The sequence below is a fragment of the Providencia zhijiangensis genome (assembly GCF_030315915.2).
Taxonomy (GTDB): Bacteria; Pseudomonadota; Gammaproteobacteria; order Enterobacterales; family Enterobacteriaceae; genus Providencia; species Providencia zhijiangensis.
Genome location: NZ_CP135990.1, coordinates 2,731,722 through 2,748,978, shown reverse-complemented (window position 1 = coordinate 2,748,978; position 17,257 = coordinate 2,731,722). Strand labels below are relative to the sequence as shown.

At 43.2% G+C, this 17,257-nt stretch carries 13 protein-coding genes, 1 pseudogene and 1 riboswitch; of the genes and pseudogenes, 9 read left to right on the top strand and 5 right to left on the bottom strand.

The features are described 5' to 3' along the window. Positions 1–55: 55 nt before the first annotated feature. Entirely contained in the window at positions 56–943 is an 888-nt protein-coding gene (tehB, locus tag QS795_RS12600; protein ID WP_154602501.1) for an SAM-dependent methyltransferase TehB, read from the top strand. A gap of 170 nt (positions 944–1,113) precedes the next feature. On the opposite strand, the gene clcA is transcribed toward tehB, so the two are convergent. After that, positions 1,114–2,502, bottom strand: a complete 1,389-nt coding sequence (gene clcA, locus QS795_RS12595; RefSeq protein WP_154602502.1) for a H(+)/Cl(-) exchange transporter ClcA — start codon at positions 2,500–2,502, stop codon at positions 1,114–1,116. A gap of 272 nt (positions 2,503–2,774) precedes the next feature. On the opposite strand from clcA, the gene hcp reads away from it, so the two are divergent. Both hcp and hcr read left to right on the top strand, forming a co-directional pair. Further along, positions 2,775–4,427, top strand: a complete 1,653-nt coding sequence (gene hcp, locus QS795_RS12590) for a hydroxylamine reductase (RefSeq protein WP_225576007.1) — start codon at positions 2,775–2,777, stop codon at positions 4,425–4,427. Positions 4,428–4,478: 51 nt separating this feature from the next. Beyond that, positions 4,479–5,483, top strand: coding sequence for an NADH oxidoreductase (gene hcr / locus QS795_RS12585; protein WP_286271421.1), 1,005 nt, complete (start codon positions 4,479–4,481; stop codon positions 5,481–5,483). A 328-nt stretch (positions 5,484–5,811) separates the two neighbouring features. Continuing rightward, positions 5,812–5,984, top strand: a riboswitch (M-box (ykoK) riboswitch). 190 nt (positions 5,985–6,174) lie between these two features. Here hcr and QS795_RS12580 read toward each other — a convergent pair. Continuing rightward, positions 6,175–7,343, bottom strand: a protein-coding gene (locus tag QS795_RS12580) for an IS3 family transposase (RefSeq protein WP_166685554.1) whose coding sequence is annotated in 2 segments (ribosomal slippage) — positions 6,175–7,094 and positions 7,094–7,343 — 1,170 coding nt in all. Because the reading frame shifts where the segments join, the coding sequence is not laid out codon by codon here. A 71-nt stretch (positions 7,344–7,414) separates the two neighbouring features. Between QS795_RS12580 and QS795_RS12575 the strand changes: the two are divergent. Next, positions 7,415–8,380 (top strand): annotated as a pseudogene (locus QS795_RS12575) (magnesium transporter); the annotation flags it as partial. 31 nt (positions 8,381–8,411) lie between these two features. Here QS795_RS12575 and QS795_RS12570 read toward each other — a convergent pair. Continuing rightward, positions 8,412–8,939 carry a SprT family zinc-dependent metalloprotease gene (locus QS795_RS12570; RefSeq protein WP_154602505.1) on the bottom strand — a complete coding sequence of 176 codons (528 nt, stop codon included), beginning with the start codon at positions 8,937–8,939 and terminating at the stop codon, positions 8,412–8,414. Between the two features lie 117 nt (positions 8,940–9,056). On the opposite strand from QS795_RS12570, the gene QS795_RS12565 reads away from it, so the two are divergent. The 3 genes from QS795_RS12565 to QS795_RS12555 are packed head-to-tail and all read left to right on the top strand — an operon-like array spanning position 9,057 to position 10,252. Beyond that, on the top strand, positions 9,057–9,392 hold the full coding sequence (locus QS795_RS12565) for an ArsR/SmtB family transcription factor (protein WP_154602506.1): 336 nt from the start codon (positions 9,057–9,059) through the stop codon (positions 9,390–9,392). A gap of 1 nt (position 9,393) precedes the next feature. After that, positions 9,394–9,831: a YeeE/YedE family protein gene (locus QS795_RS12560; protein WP_286272831.1), complete on the top strand. Its 438-nt coding sequence runs from the start codon at positions 9,394–9,396 to the stop codon at positions 9,829–9,831. Positions 9,832–9,835: 4 nt separating this feature from the next. Continuing rightward, entirely contained in the window at positions 9,836–10,252 is a 417-nt protein-coding gene (locus tag QS795_RS12555; RefSeq protein WP_286272832.1) for a DUF6691 family protein, read from the top strand. Between the two features lie 113 nt (positions 10,253–10,365). Here QS795_RS12555 and QS795_RS12550 read toward each other — a convergent pair whose 3' ends face one another. Further along, complete coding sequence (locus QS795_RS12550; protein WP_286272833.1) at positions 10,366–11,484, bottom strand: Fic family protein; 1,119 nt, start codon at positions 11,482–11,484, stop codon at positions 10,366–10,368. Positions 11,485–11,658: 174 nt separating this feature from the next. Beyond that, entirely contained in the window at positions 11,659–12,810 is a 1,152-nt protein-coding gene (gene metK / locus QS795_RS12545) for a methionine adenosyltransferase (protein WP_006661136.1), read from the bottom strand. Positions 12,811–13,501: 691 nt separating this feature from the next. Between metK and speA the strand changes: the two genes are divergently transcribed. Continuing rightward, positions 13,502–15,406, top strand: a complete 1,905-nt coding sequence (speA, locus tag QS795_RS12540) for a biosynthetic arginine decarboxylase (RefSeq protein ID WP_154602510.1) — start codon at positions 13,502–13,504, stop codon at positions 15,404–15,406. A gap of 98 nt (positions 15,407–15,504) precedes the next feature. Continuing rightward, complete coding sequence (locus QS795_RS12535; RefSeq protein WP_286272834.1) at positions 15,505–16,671, top strand: phage integrase SAM-like domain-containing protein; 1,167 nt, start codon at positions 15,505–15,507, stop codon at positions 16,669–16,671. The last annotated feature ends 586 nt before the right edge of the window (positions 16,672–17,257 follow it).

Below are 17,257 nucleotides of genomic sequence, written 5' to 3'. Positions count from 1 at the left end.
TTCTATCTATGAAAACGTTGCACTATCAAGATGAACGTCATAAGATGTATTTAATATGCAACTTAAAGGTGACCCCATGACTGAATTAGTGTGCTACAAAACCATGCCTGTTTGGGATAAGGCTTCGGTTCCGTTAATGTTCCAAGAACGCCATAACACCAAGGAAGACACATTCGCCCAATTGAAGGTGTTACAAGGCTCCCTCGATTTTATTATTTTTGGTGAAGATGGCAGCGAGCAAAAATTTACGTTTGATACGCAAAATCAACCGCCAGTGATCCAGCCACAAGTCTGGCATCGTATTGCCGATTGCAGCGATGATATGCGTTGCCAACTCTCTTTTTTATGTCGTCCTGAAATCGCGTTTTATAAACAGTATGATCTCAGTGTGCCTCACTCTGAAGTGCGCTATCTTTGCGAGAATAACTTAGCAAAACCTTGCAAAGTATTGGATTTAGGTTCCGGCCGCGGGCGTAATAGCTTCTACCTTGCTCAGCAAGGGTATGATGTGACAGCGGTGGATATTAACCAAAACCATATTCAAGCCATTGAAACTGTTAAGCAGCAATCGGGCATAGAAAATATCCATACCGCGCTATATGACATTAATAGCCACCAAATCCAAGGTGACTATGATTTGATTGTTTCTACAGTCGTGTTGATGTTCCTACAACGAGATAAAATTGCTGACATTATCGCGGATATGCAATCGCATACTCGAGCGGGTGGGATTAATATTGTGGTATGCGCGGTAGAAACGCCGGATGCGCCACTGGATATGGTGCCATTTAAGTGCTTCTTAAAACCAGGTGAATTACAGCAGTATTATCAAGACTGGGAAATCCTCAAATACAATGAAAACCCAGGACACTTGCACAGAACGGATGCGCAAGGTAACCGAATTAAATTGAACTTTGCAACGTTGATTGCTAAGAAAAAATAACCTGCGATAGCGCAGATAATGGGTTGTAAAATTAACGAGGAAAATCAATTTATTGATTTTCGCCTGATAACACAAAGAGGAAAAACCACGCTTTTATCCCTCTTTGTCATCAACATAATGGGTTGCCTAGGCAACCCATTTTGCGTTCTATGGTGAGATATAAATGAATTTTAGGGATTAGACGTTGCCGCTTGTTTTTCGCTGCGCTCTAAAGTTTTTTCGAGCAGAACAGAATAAAGTGGTCGACCCCCTAAGAATTGCGCCACCATCGTTGCGCCAATGCAGGTAATAATCATCGGTAAAATCAATTGATAGTTATTGGTCATTTCCAACACTAAGACAATGCCCGTTAAAGGCGCACGCACTGTGGCGGCAAACAGCGCTCCCATGCCGGCTATTGCAAAGGTACCGACTTCAATCGAATAATGTGGGAATAGCTCCAGTGCCGCATAACCATAGATTCCGCCAAACAGTGTACCAAGGGCTAATAATGGCGAAAAAATCCCCCCTGGCGCACCGGAACTAAAGCTGATGGTTGAGGTTAAAAAGCGCAGGGCAAAAAAGACCATCAGCATGGTGATAGTAAAGCTATTGGCCACCATTTGATGGATCACGCTATAGCCACCCCCTACGACTTCAGGAGCAAACACACCGATAGCGCCACAGCTACCCCCGATCAAACCGCCCATCAAAACAAACCGCGACACTTTATTTTGGTAGAAAGCTAAAAATAGGCTTTGCAGATAGAGCAAGAAGCGGTTAAAGCCAATTCCCACGATCCCAAATAACATGCCTAAAATCAGATATAACCACAGAGTTTCCATGGGGGCAGAGGAGAATTGCCCAATATTCAGCACCGCGGCTTCACCATTAATAAGGCGAAAAACAATGGTGGCACTGACGGCACCAATAAACACGGCTTTGATGGAAATCAGGCTGTATTTAAATTGTGGTCGCATCTCTTCGATGATAAACAGGATCCCCGCTAATGGGGCATTAAAGGCGGTAGATAGACCCGCAGCGGCGCCCGCAGCTAATAATGTATGGCGAGATTCATTATCTTTGAGGCGAAATAGGTCATAAAACATTTGGCTAATGTTCGCCCCCAGTTGTACGGTAGGTCCTTCACGACCGAGCACCATACCTGAACCTAACGTACCTAACCCACCGATAAATTTCACTGGGATCACGCGCCACCAACGGACAGGGCGCAAATCTTGCAGTGCCCCTTCGATTTCCGGGATCCCAGATCCCCCCGCTTCAGGTGAAAAGCGTTTAACCAAATAATAGCCGAGCATGGCCAATAGGGCTGAAGCCACAAACATAGCGGGGATCACCAACCATTTGTTGGTGACATATTGGTTAACAGACGCGATACGAATATTGCTGACCCACTCAGTCCCTAGCATAAACAGGGAGCCTATCAGCCCAACGACGGCACCAATAATAGCCGCTAAAACAAGCACTTTGAGTGGCGTTTTATCGGATTCTTTCACGTGACGTAAAAAACTAAAATGGGTTTTGTTGTCTGATTTTGGAGTCGAATTAGCCTGCATCATCGCTTTTTGATTCTCTTAAAATGATTTAACAACAATAACTTATGAAGTATGAATGATAAACATAGTATAGCAATACTGCTTTGAAACCCCAGCGAAAAATCAACTGTGCTTAGTGAAACTGCCTATTTTACAACATTGAATAATTCTTATTTATAGTGAAAGTTAATGTAGATCAACAAACCTGCAAATAGAATTTTAAGGTGCTTTTCTATTTATTTAAAAGGGGTAATCTTAATGTTGTATATGAAATGCAACTTAAAGAGGTTTCCTCCATGTATTGTGTGCAATGTGAACAAACAATTAGAACTCCAGCAACCAATGGCTGCGCTTATTCGCAAGGTATGTGCGGTAAAACCGCTGAAACTTCAGACCTGCAAGATTTATTAGTTGCTGTCCTGCAAAGCTTATCCGCAAGTGCGGTGGTGGCTCGTGAACTGGGCATTATTGATCATGATGTGGACAGTTTCGCACCGCGCGCTTTCTTCTCTACCTTGACCAACGTTAACTTCGATTCTGAACGTATTATTGGTTATGCCCGTGAAGCTATTTATCTGCGTGATAAATTAATCAAACACTGCCTGTCAGTGAATAGTGCAGTAGCTTTTAACCATCCGCTAATCAACCTGCAATTAGCAGGGCAGGATATTGCAACTCTGCAACAGCAAGCGGCACAATTTGCGTTAGATATCGATAAAGCGCAAATTGGCGATGATATTCATGGCTTACGTATGCTGTGTTTGTATGGTTTGAAAGGCGCGGCGGCGTATATGGAGCACGCTCACGTTTTAGGTCAATTTGATAACCAGATTTATGCTCAATACCATGAAATTATGGCGTGGTTAGGCACATTGCCAGCGGATATGAATGAGCTGCTCGATAATGCGATGGCTATCGGCATGATGAACTTCAAAATTATGGAAATCCTGGATGCTGGCGAAACGGGGGAATTTGGTCATCCAGTTCCAACGGAAGTTAACGTGCGCCCAGTTGCCGGTAAATGTATTTTGATTTCAGGTCACGACCTGAAAGATTTAAAAATGTTGTTAGAACAGACCGAAGGCACAGGCATTAATATTTACACCCACGGTGAAATGCTGCCTGCTCATGGTTACCCTGAACTGAAAAAATACGCTCATTTAGTGGGTAACTACGGCAGTGGTTGGCAGAATCAGCAAGTGGAATTTGCTAAGTTCCCAGGCCCTGTTTTAATGACCTCTAACTGCATTATCGACCCTGATGTAGGTGAATATAAAGCGCGTATCTGGACTCGCAGCATTGTGGGCTGGCCGGGCGTGAAACACATTACGGGCGACAGTTTTGCTGAAATGATAGCGCAAGCGCAGGAAATGGCAGGCTTCCCATACACTGAAATCGAACACAAAATTACTGTCGGTTTTGGTCGTCAAACCCTGCTGGGTGCTGCGGATGCGGTGATTGATCTCGTTGCTCAGAAAAAATTACGCCACGTATTCTTAGTCGGTGGTTGTGATGGTAGCCGTGGTGAACGCAGTTACTACACGGATTTCGCTCGTAGCGTACCGAAAGACTGCCTGATTTTAACGTTGGCTTGCGGTAAATACCGTTTCAACAAACTGGACTTCGGTACCTTAGAAGGCTTACCGCGTTTACTGGATGTGGGTCAATGTAACGATGCCTATTCTGCCATTATGTTAGCGGTGAACTTAGCAGAGAAATTAGGTTGTGGCGTGAATGACTTACCGCTGAGCCTGATCCTCTCTTGGTTCGAGCAAAAAGCCATTGTGATCTTGTTAACCCTGCTTGCTCTGGGGGTGAAAAACATTTACACCGGTCCAACGGCTCCGGGCTTCTTAACCGAAAATCTGCTGAATATTCTGAATGAAAAATTCGGTATGCGCAGCATTACCACGGTTGAACAAGATTTGGCGGAAATCCTGCCTGCGTAATTTGATGGAAACCAAGGGGGAAGCGGCTTTCCCCCTTGCAAGGAGTAACCCATGACCATGCCAACAAGCCTATGTCCGAACAGAATGCAAATTCACTCGATTGTGCAGGAAACCTCAGATGTTTGGACAATTAACCTGATTAATCATGATTTTTACCAATATGAACCGGGACAGTATGCGCTGGTGAGTATCAAAAACAGTGATGACGTGATGCGTGCTTATACTTTGTCTTCATCGCCGGGGCAAAGCCGTTTTATCTCCATTACGGTGAGACGATTAGACGAGGGAGCAGGCTCTTGTTGGCTAACTGGAGCGGTCAAACCAGGGGATTATCTTTGGCTGTCTGAGGCGCAAGGGGAGTTTACTTGTGCCAATGTTCAAAGCCACCAATACTTAATGTTAGCGGCAGGCTGCGGTGTCACGCCGATCATGTCGATGACTCGCTGGCTGATGGCGAATCGCCCAGAAACGGATGTCAAAGTACTGTTTAATGTGCGAGATGAAAAGCAGGTCATTTTTGCTAGTGAGTGGCAAAGATTGGTTCAGCAATATCCGCAACGTTTGCAGTTGTGCATCATGCCGGAAACACCCGATAACGGCGGTGTTGCACAAGGTCGCTTAAGCCAAGAAAAATTGCTGGAGTTAGTACCGGATATTCACGGGCGAGTGGTAATGACTTGCGGGCCTGTTCCGTATATGAAAAATGTGCAGGAATTTTCTAAGGCACTAGGCGTTCCAGCAGAGCACTTCTTTATGGAGCGCTTTACCACTGGCGGCGATGAGGCCGTGAGTGAAGAGGTATTGAACTTAAAAATTCGTCACCGTTTAGTGAATTTCACTGTACCCGTGGGAACATTGCTGCTGTCTGCGTTAGAACAGAATAAACAACCGGTAATTGCGGCGTGTCGCGCGGGTGTATGTGGTAGCTGTAAAACCAAAGTGCTCTCGGGAAATTATACAACCAGCAGTACCATGACATTAACCGCAGACGAAATTGCTAACGGCTATGTTTTAGCGTGCAGTTGCCAATTACAAGGTGACACAGAAATCGCTTAATCGATATTTCGATAATATAAAATTTAAATGCCTCATTAATTGCCATCTTATTATGAATGTAAATAAGGTGGCTTTTTTGTTTATTAATCGATTTACTTGAGCAGCAAAAGATAATTAAAAAATAATAAAGTAATTTATAGCGTGATTATGACTTTATGTATTATGAATAATATAAGTTTCTATTAAAGTTACAAATGGTTACACGCTGAATTTTTGATATACATTAACTTAAACAAAACTTAAACGAGGGTGGGCTATTAAAAAAAGAGCGGGGTAAAAGGGTGGTAATTGAACACTCAGTGGGTATAATTCGCGCCGCATCCAAAGTGCAGTATCTCGTTAGGCGAGGCTCCTATACAAACATAGGTTACTGATCTGACGACGTCGAGAGACGCCCAAGATTAGGACAGGATATATCGACCGAAGGTATATCCCCATGTAACTTCCTGATTGATTCAGGATACGTTGTATAGTGCTAAAACCGAGACGAAGAGATAGCAATCGCATTCTCTCATCTGGTTTCGCCCCTATGTGAGTACTGTTTGAGTAAACAACAGTAATAGGGACTAAAAAAATGTCATTTTCTACCCAGAACAAAGCGGGTGCAGTAGCTATTGCACAATCCGCGATGAAAGACGCTCGTCAAAAGTCTAATCAATCACAACCCACTAAAATTGATGATTTGTAGTGGTCAACTAAAATTGGCCACGGTTTTAGAGTTTTTCCGGTATTGGTTTTCTGATTCGTTTGGTGGTAATCCACCGTTATATTCATGCGGCCTGACTTCGCTGTAATACCCGACGATATAATCCGTTATTGCATGGGCTGCTTCACTGAAGCTGATGTAGCCGGTCACCGGCACCCACTCATTTTTCAGACTTCTGAAGAAGCGCTCCATCGGGCTGTTATCCCAGCAGTTACCACGCCTACTCATACTTTGTTTTATCCGGTATCGCCACAGTAACTGTCGGAACTGCCTGCTTGTATAGTGGCTACCCTGATCACTGTGGAACATGAGCCCGGATGGCTTATTTCGTATTTCCCATGCCATTTTCAGCGCTTTGGTTGTCAGTTTGCTGTCCGGAGAAAATGACATTGCCCAGCCCACGGGTTTCCTTGCGAACAGGTCGAGTACAACGGCCAGGTATGCCCAGCGTTTACCGGTCCAGATATACGTTACGTCGCCGCACCATACCTGATTGGGCTCTGTCACTGCGAACTGTCGCTCAAGGTGGTTCGGGATAGCAATGTGTTCATGACCGCCACGTTTATACCGGTGAACAGGCTGCTGACAGCTCACCAGCCCCATCTCCTTCATTAGCCGTCCGGCAAGCCATCGTCCCATCCGGAAGCCCCTGTGTGTTGCCATTACAGCGATACTTCTTGCACCTGCTGAGCCATGACTGAGGCCGTGCAGCTCCTGAACCTGACTACGTAATACGGCTCTCCTGCCGTCCGGATTGTCAGGCCGGTTTTCCCGGTATCTATAGCTGCTGCGGTGAACTCCGAACACGCAGCAAAGAGTGGCCACAGGATAATGCGCTCTGAGTTTCCCGATCACCGAGACCTGTTCAGGGAGTCTGACATCAAGAGCGCGGTAGCCTTTTTTAATATTTCGTTTTCCATTTCAATACGTTGAATTTTTTTCTTCAGCTCACGTATCTCAATTTGTTCCGGCGTGATAGGGGATGCTTTCGGTGTTTTGCCTGCCCGTTCGTCCCGTAATTGCTTTACCCACCGCGTCAAGGTGGAAAGCCCGACATTCATGGCTTTCGCGGCATCTGCAACTGTATAGTTCTGATCCACAACCAGCTGGGCTGATTCACGTCTGAATTCTGCACTGAAATTTCGTTTTTTCATTAAGGCACCTGTGTTGTTCTGAGGTGAGCATATCACCTCTGTTCAGGTGGCCAAATTTATTAAACCACTACAATTCAACTGTTCACGCTTATATGAGCCAATCATATTTGCCAGTATCGGTTGCCGACTCTGTGGCATGTGTGAAGAAAAGTCTTATTGAACATCTCGAAGGCGAACAAATTCCAACGTATTTATTTGTCGTAGATAGTGAAAACTATTTAAATGGAATTCTGTCCGTTAAATCATTACTTGCCTCAGCAGAGGATTTATTAGTGTCGGATATTATGCGCCACAATTATTTCTCTGTTTCCCCTGAACAATCACGCCATGATGTTTATGATTTAATTAATCATAGCGGTTTGGATATGATCCCCGTTGTTCAGTTCGGTAAGTTAATGGGTGTATTACGTCCTCAAGATATAGCAGAGCTTATTGAAGACGAAAATACCCTCGATGCACAATTGCAGGGGGCGACTACGCCACTCGAAGAGCCGTATTTAACCACCAGTCCAGTCACTTTATGGCGTAAGCGTGTTGTGTGGTTATTAATGCTGTTTGTGGCGGAAGCCTATACTGGAACTGTGCTGAAAGCGTTCGAAGAGCAACTTGAAGCCGCCATTTCACTGGCGTTCTTTATTCCATTGTTGATTGGTACCGGCGGAAACAGCGGAACTCAGATCACATCGACACTCGTGAGAGCGATGGCGTTGGGGGAAGTAAGTTTACGTAACCTCGGTGCGGTATTGAAAAAAGAAGTTTCAACCTCATTCTTAGTGGCTGTTACCATTGGCGGCGCGGCATTAATTCGTGCTTGGATCCTAGGTGTGGGTCATGAAGTGACTATCGTGGTGAGCTTAACGATTGTGGCTATTACCGTGTGGAGCGCGATTGTTTCTTCTATTATCCCAATGGTTCTGAAGAAGCTGAAGGTTGACCCAGCGGTAGTTTCTGCGCCATTCATCGCGACATTTATTGATGGTACTGGCTTGATTATTTACTTTGAAATCGCGAAATTAGTGATGACGGAGTTCGCTTAAATTCAGTCCTACCTCTTGATGCGGCAGGGAATTAACACTCTGCCGCTGACTCAATTTCTCGCTTGAGAATTTCCCCGCATTTTCGACATAAATATTGGTTTTCACCACGTTCAACTTTGTTATGCCTTCTGATGGTCAGTTCATGAATTGTGTCGCAACCACAAAGATAACGAAAAGTTTGGCTTTTGACGCTGGTCACTGCAAAGTTGTGAGTCCGTTTCGCCGTTACCCCTAAAACAGTCTGCATCATCCATTTCCACTCATTGCCATGAGGGGCGACCCCTTTACGTCCAAATACACGATAAACCAGTAAATGAGCGAGTTCATGGGGGATCACTTCATCCACAAAATTATCTGGATTTTCAATTAATAACGTCGGATTAACGCGAATTTCCCAATCTTTTAAATAGGCGCTGCCCGCGGTGGTTCCACGCTGTTTATAGTTGATGGAAGGCTCTGGAAATTTCTGTTCCAGTTTTTCTTCAGCTAACGCGAGCTTTTCACGCAGGGTTTTCATCACTCGCTGTTGGAGCAGGATGGGTACTCGGATTGTTTTCATGTCCTCAAGAATACGTGAAGTCATAGAGTTCTAACAAGTGATAATTGACAATCAATATATCAAAATATATATTATTTTTAGGTATAATAATATACATAAGTAACAAGGGATCCAATGATGCCAAAGAGTGAACAACCAAATTCAGAACAGCTGCTTTTAGCAATGACCCAAGCAGCAACGCAAACTGCGTCATTATTAAAAACACTAGGGAACCCAGACAGACTATTATTGCTGTGCCAATTAACGCAGGGCGAAGCGTGCGTGAGCGATTTAGAAGCTTCGCTAGGTATTGTGCAGCCGACGTTATCGCAGCAGTTAACCGTACTAAGAAATGAAGGATTAGTCGCAACGCGTCGGGAAGGTAAGCGTATCTATTATTCTATTGCAGATGAGAAATTATTTACCTTACTCAATACGTTGTATCAACTCTATTGTCCAGTGAAGGGGAATTAAAATGACGATTGATTGGGCGCATTTTACGCCAGGCTCTGCGGCAGTTGGCGGTGTTTTGATTGGTTTAGCAGTGGCAATATTATTGATTCTTAATGGGCGAATTGCAGGGATCAGCGGGATTTTAGCGGGAGTCCTTAAACCCACTAAAGGGGATACGGCGTGGAAACTGGCGTTTATTGTCGGGATCTTGGTTGCACCATTACTGTTTATTACTTTTGTGTATACGCCAGAAGTCACTATAGCAACGAGTACACCATTACTGATTGCAGCGGGGTTGTTAGTCGGGTTTGGGACACGATTAGGTAGCGGTTGCACCAGTGGACATGGCATTTGTGGCATGGCGAGATTTTCCCGTCGTTCCATGGTTGCGGTGGCTATTTTTATGCTGGTGGCCTTTATCACGGTCGCTGTGATTAACCACTTTGGGTTAAGAGGATAAAGTGATGCCAATCATTATCGCGTTAGTTTCCGGTGTTTTATTTGGGCTGGGCTTGCTGTTAGCCGGTATGGGTAATCCCGCAAAAATTTTGGCATTTCTGGATATCACGGGAAATTGGGATCCCTCTTTGTTGGTTACCATGGCAGTGGCAATGGTGATAAGCGGTATCGCATTCCAGTTAGTGAAAAAGCGCAAAACCAGTATACTGAATTGCTCATTACAGATCCCAAGCAGTAAAATTATTGATAAAAAATTAGTGATAGGCAGCGTGTTGTTCGGTTTAGGTTGGGGGCTTGGGGGAATTTGCCCGGGGCCTGCCATTTTATTAACTGGTATGGGACTGACTCAAGGTATTTTGTTTACGCTGGCGATGATAGCGGGAATGGCCATTTTCCAGTTATTTCAACGTACTGAAAAGTAAGTTTCACGCATCAGAAAGTCATCAAGACTAATGAGTCAATTAATGTGATTATTCGACCCAGAAAATGAGGCGAATATAACCGTTAATTGACTCATCAATTTAACCCTATCAATTTAACACCATGACCCCGTAAATAGCGGTTCTTGGCTTAAGCGATATCGTGTACTGCGTCCACCGCTAGCGCCTTCCTCAAGAAAGCCGTGCTCGACAAGCTCTGATAAATGGCGTGTGGCACTTGAGCGACTCACTTTTCCCACAGCCATATATTGGCGGTTATTGATCCCCTCAGCAAAGTCACCATCCAGCATCCTATTTAGCACTTTTAATTGCTCTGGGCGCAAAATACGTTGGTCAAAACGGCTCCAATATTTTGTTTTTTCAATAGTTAATTGGATCTGTTGTAAGGTTTCATTGATGGCGCTACGCAGTGTGCTGATAAACCAAATCAGCCATTGGGTGAGGTCAACATTTCCACGTTGGGATTGTTCGAGTATTTGATAATATTGCTTTTTTTGTTCATTGATACATTGAGACATTGCATACAGCCTAACCGTAGTTTTTTCGGCTTGAGCTAAGGCTAAATCCATGATTAAACGCCCAATTCGACCATTTCCATCATCGAAAGGGTGAATAGTAAGAAACCATAAATGGGCAATGCCAGCGCGAAGAATGGGGTCTAATGTCGAATCATGGTGGCTGCGGTTAAACCACGACAGAAATTGCTCAATTTCGTGAGGAACTTGCTCTGCTGGCGGCGCTTCAAAATGAATAGTGGGCTTGTCTAATCGCCCAGAGACGACTTGTATTGAATTAGTCCTAAAACACCCAACGGCAATTTTATTAAACAGACTTTCATTCGATGGAAACATCAATGCATGCCATTGGCACAGCCGTTCAGCGGTTAACGTTTTTTCAAGATTGCTGATCGCATCTAAGGCGGATTCAACTAACCCTTGTGTTTTTTGATCTATCGGGAAAGGGGCATCATCGGAAATGCCCAAATGGTTAGCAAGGGAAGAACGTACGGAACGTGCATCGAGCTTTTCGCCTTCAATATCACTGGAATAAATGATATTGGCGAGGATGTTATCCAATACGTGTTGGCGGATATCAAAGGTATCGTATCGACCATTCAGTTTGCCTTGAAGAAAAACAACATCACGCAGTAATGGTTGTAACTGCGTTTGATCATAGATAAAGGTAGGCCAATTAGGTTGTTCCCAAATCCACATGTTGCGCTCCGATGAGGTGAATACTGAGCTTATTCTACCCAAAAAATGAGGCGAATAGAAAGATTATTTGACTCATTACATTGGAGAGCAATTTTAGGCACAAAAAAACCCATCATTAAGATGGGTCTTTATTAAGCTGATTTTTGCGCTTAGCGTCAGTGACACTAGCGAAAATTACAGGCCAGCAGCTTCGCGCAGTTGTGCCGCTTTGTCGGTTTTTTCCCACGGGAATTGTGGACGACCAAAGTGACCGTAAGAAGCGGTTTGTTGGTACATTGGGTGTAATAAATCCAGCATTTGAATCAGGCCGTAAGGACGTAAGTCAAAGAATTCACGGACTAATTTCACGAGCAATGCTTCGTCAACTTTACCTGTGCCGAAAGTTTCTACCATGATAGAGGTAGGCTCTGCGACACCGATAGCGTAAGAAACTTGGATTTCACAACGGTCGGCTAAACCTGCAGCAACGATGTTTTTTGCAACATAACGCGCAGCATAAGCAGCAGAACGGTCAACTTTTGATGGATCCTTACCAGAGAATGCCCCACCACCGTGACGTGCCATACCGCCGTAGGTATCAACGATAATTTTACGACCAGTTAAACCACAGTCACCCATTGGTCCGCCGATAACGAAACGACCTGTTGGGTTGATGAAGTATTTAGTCGCTGGAGATAACCATTCAGCTGGCAGAACCGGCTTGATGATCTCTTCCATAACCGCTTCGTGTAAAGCTTTTTGGTCAATATCTTCTGAGTGCTGTGTGGACAGAACGACCGCGTCAATACCGACAATTTTGTTGTCATCGTATTGGAAGGTGACTTGGCTTTTCGCATCTGGGCGTAACCATGGCAGTGTGCCATTTTTACGAACTTCAGCTTGGCGCTGCACTAAACGGTGTGCATAAGTCACCGGTGCAGGCATTAATACGTCAGTTTCGTTAGTTGCATAACCAAACATTAGACCTTGGTCGCCAGCACCTTGTTCTAAAGGATCTGCACGGTCAACACCTTGGTTGATATCTGGTGATTGTTTACCAATTGCGCTTAATACTGCGCAAGAGTTGGCATCAAAGCCCATGTCTGAACTGGTATAACCGATTTCACGAACGGTTTTACGCGTAATTTCTTCAATATCGACCCATGCACTGGTAGTGATTTCACCACCAACCATGACCATGCCGGTTTTGACATAGGTTTCGCAAGCTACGCGCGCTTTTGGGTCTTGTTCAAGAATAGCATCAAGGACCGCATCAGAAATTTGGTCTGCAATTTTATCAGGATGCCCTTCTGATACGGACTCAGAAGTAAAGAGGTGTGTAGACATGAGATTAATACCTTAAGAATTCAAAGAACATTATAGTTGGATGTTTTAACATCTAGACGGCTATTCTAGACTTTTCAATGAATAATTTCTACCTGTTTTTCAGCCTAAAATGATAAGCGCATAAATGGCTAATTCAGTTAGTTTTATCGTGAATGTGAAATTTTAGATAATTTGCTTTTGCATTTTGGGGCTATTCGAGGTATAAACTGCGACCGTAGCGGATGGTTGTCATTTCCCGCTATATACCAGCAGGTCAGCCATGAGTCTGCTTTCTATCAGGAATGTTTATAACCGGTTGAATTTCAATAATAATCATTGAAGTTTTTAAGGGGAAAACAGTTATATTGGGGGTTAATGGGCGATGATCCATAATCTGCTGAATAACAGTATCCAACCGTCTTACGCGGATCGCCGTGTGACATTGGCTTTTACTTTCCTGTCTATGTTGACTTCATCGCGAAGTTACCGTCATACCTATCATAGATCCATAATACTTAGCCAGTAATCTATAATGTAGTCGTCTGCTAAGTCTGTGGATATATATTGTCACCGTTTAGAAGTTCTAAGCACTTTAATTACAATCTGAGTATCGCTGTTTCCCTGACATTACTGCCTAGTTGCATCATGCGCTTGGTCGCTGCTTGTCTGGAAGGAGAACGCATCACTCACCCCTCCATACTAGGAGTTTATTATGAATGATAATATCGCTCGCAAGATGCGCCAAACTTACAATATTGCGTATTGGGGCGGTGGTTACTATCAGGTGAATGAGCGCGGAAATGTCTGTGTTTGCCCGAATCCTGAAAACCCTGACACCTTTGTTGATTTAGCTGATTTAGTCTACCAAGTTAAAGAAGAGCAGGAACATTTACGTTTACCTGCGCTGTTCTGTTTCCCTCAAATTTTGCAACACCGTTTGCGTTCAATTAACGCGGCGTTTAAACGTGCGCGCGAATCTTACGGTTATAAAGGCGATTATTTTTTAGTCTACCCAATTAAAGTTAACCAACAACGCCGCGTGATTGAATCGCTGGTCAATTCTGGTGAACCTTTAGGGTTAGAAGCAGGTTCAAAAGCAGAGCTAATGGCAGTATTAGCCAACGCAGGTCGCACTCGCACTGTGATTGTGTGTAACGGCTATAAAGATCGCGAATATATTCGTCTGGCATTAATTGGCGAAAAACTGGGTCACAAAGTGTACCTGGTTATCGAAAAAATGTCTGAAATCGAGATGGTGCTGGAAGAAGCACAAAAACTGGAAGTGACGCCTCGTTTAGGTGTTCGTGCCCGTTTAGCATCCCAAGGTTCCGGTAAATGGCAGGCGAGTGGCGGTGAAAAATCTAAATTTGGATTGGCGGCAACACAAGTTCTGCAATTAGTCGAAATTTTACGCAATGCGAACCGCTTGGATAGCCTGCAATTATTGCACTTCCATTTAGGTTCTCAAATGGCGAATATTCGTGATATCGCGACAGGGGTTCGTGAGTCTGCCCGTTTCTACGTCGAGTTGCATCAATTAGGTGTCAACATTCAGTGCTTTGACGTGGGCGGTGGCTTAGGCGTTGATTATGAAGGTACGCGTTCTCAGTCAGATTGTTCGGTTAACTATGGCTTGAACGAATACGCGAACAACGTGATTTGGGCGATTGGCGATGCGTGTGAAGAGTTTAACTTGCCACACCCAACGGTGATCACCGAGTCTGGGCGTGCATTGACCGCTCACCATACCGTGTTAGTCTCTAACGTGATTGGGGTTGAGCGTAACGAATTCACCAAAACCACACCGCCGAGTGAAGATGCTCCACGCTCGCTGGTTTCGTTATGGGAAACGTGGGAATCCATGCAGCATCAAGGTAATAGCCGCTCGCTGCGTGAATGGCTTCACGATAGCCAGTTTGACTTGCAAGAAGCACATACCCAGTATGCGCATGGTGTGTTGGACTTAACACAACGCGCATGGGCGGAAGAGCTATACTTAAATATCTGTCGCCGTATTCAGCAAGATTTAGACCCTAGCAACCGCGCTCATCGCCCAATTATTGATGAGCTGCAAGAGCGTATGGCGGATAAATTCTATGTGAATTTCTCGCTGTTCCAATCACTGCCAGACGCTTGGGGAATTGACCAAGTGTTCCCAGTCTTGCCAATTGAAGGCTTAGATAAGCCGTTAGACAGACGTGCGGTATTACTGGATATCACTTGTGACTCAGATGGTATTATTGATCATTATGTTGATGGTGATGGGGTGGAAACCACCATGCCAATGCCAGCGTATGATCCAGAAAATCCGCCGATGATTGGCTTCTTTATGATCGGGGCATACCAAGAAATTTTAGGCAACATGCACAACTTATTCGGCGATACTGCCGCCATCGATGTGTGGGTTGATAGCCAAGGCAGCATTCGTTACCTGCAAAGTGAAGAGGGCGATTCAGTCGCCGATATGCTGCAATATGTGAAGCTGGTTCCTGAAGTACTGTTAGAAAGCTTTATTGAGCAAGTGAAAGGCACTGGGCTAAGCGACGAGCTGCAAAAAGATTTTGTGAACGAGTTTGAAAGTGGGTTGTACGGTTACACTTACTTAGAAGACGAGTAATCCAGTACTGAAGGGTTGGGTACTAAAATAGTATCCAACCTTTATTTTCAATGTGTTATATGATTATTTGCGTGTTGATAGTAAATCAAGGATTTTCTATGGCACTGTATTTTTCATGTAATAATCGTGGTTATTATATTTGGCAAAAATCTCATTATGGTCGTTTAATCCGACTAGACTTAAGAACTAGGGATTTTCAGATAGCATCAAATAGAGCAAAGATTTTATTGAGCTCTTATATTAAATTAAAAAATAAACAGTATGAATTTCATCAGATTAGAGAATGTTTATTATTAGATAGAGATACCTATATTGAGGGGGAGATACACCTAGAAGCAGGATTTATTCACTGGATGCATACTAACGGTAAGGTTAGTCGCGAGCTAGATACTCAACAGGAGATAAAAAAGCAGGGGCATAAGTTAAGTTCAGTAGCAGAGGAATGGTACAATGAAATGGAAGCAGACTGGAGACCTTTAACTTATAAATCAAACAAAGGTGCAGTAGATCTTTTCATCAGTTGGTATGGAGACTGTGATATAGAATCATTTGATAAACTCTCAATATCCAAGTTTAAAAACACCTTAAAAAACAGATATAAATCCGATACGTCCCGCCAATCTATGTTTAAGAAGATTTCAGCTCTTTTTAACTTTGCAACAGTTAAACGAGATTACTTATCTAAAAACCCTTTTCTTGGTATGGGGTTTAAAAAAGTAAAAAATTTGAGAGCAAAAACATTAATTTCTCTTGAATTGCATAATAGAGTACTGGAATCAGTAGAATACAAATCAAATGTCTGGTGGTTATTGCAAATATTATATTACACAGGGATGCGTATAACTGAAACTATACAGTTAACTATTGATGATTATGTCTATATAACCGATCGAAATCAGAAAGTAGCTTGTATCAGTGTGAATAGTAAAGATGGAAAAAGAGTTAAAAGTATCAGTAGTGTTAGAAATATCCCAATCCATAATGATCTCATTAGCCTTGGGATTATGGAGCTACTGCCGACTTTTCCCTGGAGTGTTCATAATCCAGCCTCAAGAATCGTATCGAAAGTATTTAAAAACTTAAATGAACAACACACAGCACATGATTATCGGTATAGCCTTAGCGATAGGTTAAGAGACGTTCCAGAGCTTCCAGACCATGTTAGATTTAGTATTTTAGGACATAGTAGTAATACGATGACAGATGCAGTATATCGAAGTAAGGAGCCAATTCTGTTAATGAAACAAGCAATTGATGTTACCTAATCATTTTAAGAATAATAAAATCCTTGATTTACTATCAACACGCAAATAATCATATAACACATTGAAAATAAAGGTTGGATACTATTTTAGTACCCAACCCTTCAGTACTGGATTACTCGTCTTCTAATACTAAACAGTACTGAATACTGTTCATAGAAAGGTAAATTAACTAGTACTTACAATAGGTTATAAAGCTTATAGGCGTATATTCTAGCTTTGTTGTACATGAGTTTTACGCGATTATATCAGGGTATAGTACTGGAACATAGCTACCATCTTATAGAGAACAATATGAACTCTCAGCGAAGTTACTGCCTTTTAGGACTTGAAGTTTTTTGAGGCAGGGTAAGCAGGTAGTTTTTATGAAAAAGTGTCCAATGGGTCAACAGAGGTATTAAGAGATACATTATTACCATTGGACATTTTATACTGATTAATGATCACCAATCAGGATTATTGATCATTAAATCAATATCACTATTGAGTTTATCAATTAGCTCCATTAGTACTGAACCCTAACCCAATAAAACCTATCATTATTGTTAATTAGCTTTTGTACTCATATCATAATTAATTATGTTGTATA

Coding starts and splice junctions, on each gene's coding strand:
- tehB (WP_154602501.1), top strand. CDS start 56: ATGCAACTTAAAGGTGACCCCATGACTGAATTAGTGTGCTACAAAACC.
- clcA (WP_154602502.1), bottom strand. CDS start 2,502: ATGATGCAGGCTAATTCGACTCCAAAATCAGACAACAAAACCCATTTT.
- hcp (WP_225576007.1), top strand. CDS start 2,775: ATGTATTGTGTGCAATGTGAACAAACAATTAGAACTCCAGCAACCAAT.
- hcr (WP_286271421.1), top strand. CDS start 4,479: ATGACCATGCCAACAAGCCTATGTCCGAACAGAATGCAAATTCACTCG.
- QS795_RS12570 (WP_154602505.1), bottom strand. CDS start 8,939: ATGAAAACAATCCGAGTACCCATCCTGCTCCAACAGCGAGTGATGAAA.
- QS795_RS12565 (WP_154602506.1), top strand. CDS start 9,057: ATGCCAAAGAGTGAACAACCAAATTCAGAACAGCTGCTTTTAGCAATG.
- QS795_RS12560 (WP_286272831.1), top strand. CDS start 9,394: ATGACGATTGATTGGGCGCATTTTACGCCAGGCTCTGCGGCAGTTGGC.
- QS795_RS12555 (WP_286272832.1), top strand. CDS start 9,836: ATGCCAATCATTATCGCGTTAGTTTCCGGTGTTTTATTTGGGCTGGGC.
- QS795_RS12550 (WP_286272833.1), bottom strand. CDS start 11,484: ATGTGGATTTGGGAACAACCTAATTGGCCTACCTTTATCTATGATCAA.
- metK (WP_006661136.1), bottom strand. CDS start 12,810: ATGTCTACACACCTCTTTACTTCTGAGTCCGTATCAGAAGGGCATCCT.
- speA (WP_154602510.1), top strand. CDS start 13,502: ATGAATGATAATATCGCTCGCAAGATGCGCCAAACTTACAATATTGCG.
- QS795_RS12535 (WP_286272834.1), top strand. CDS start 15,505: ATGGCACTGTATTTTTCATGTAATAATCGTGGTTATTATATTTGGCAA.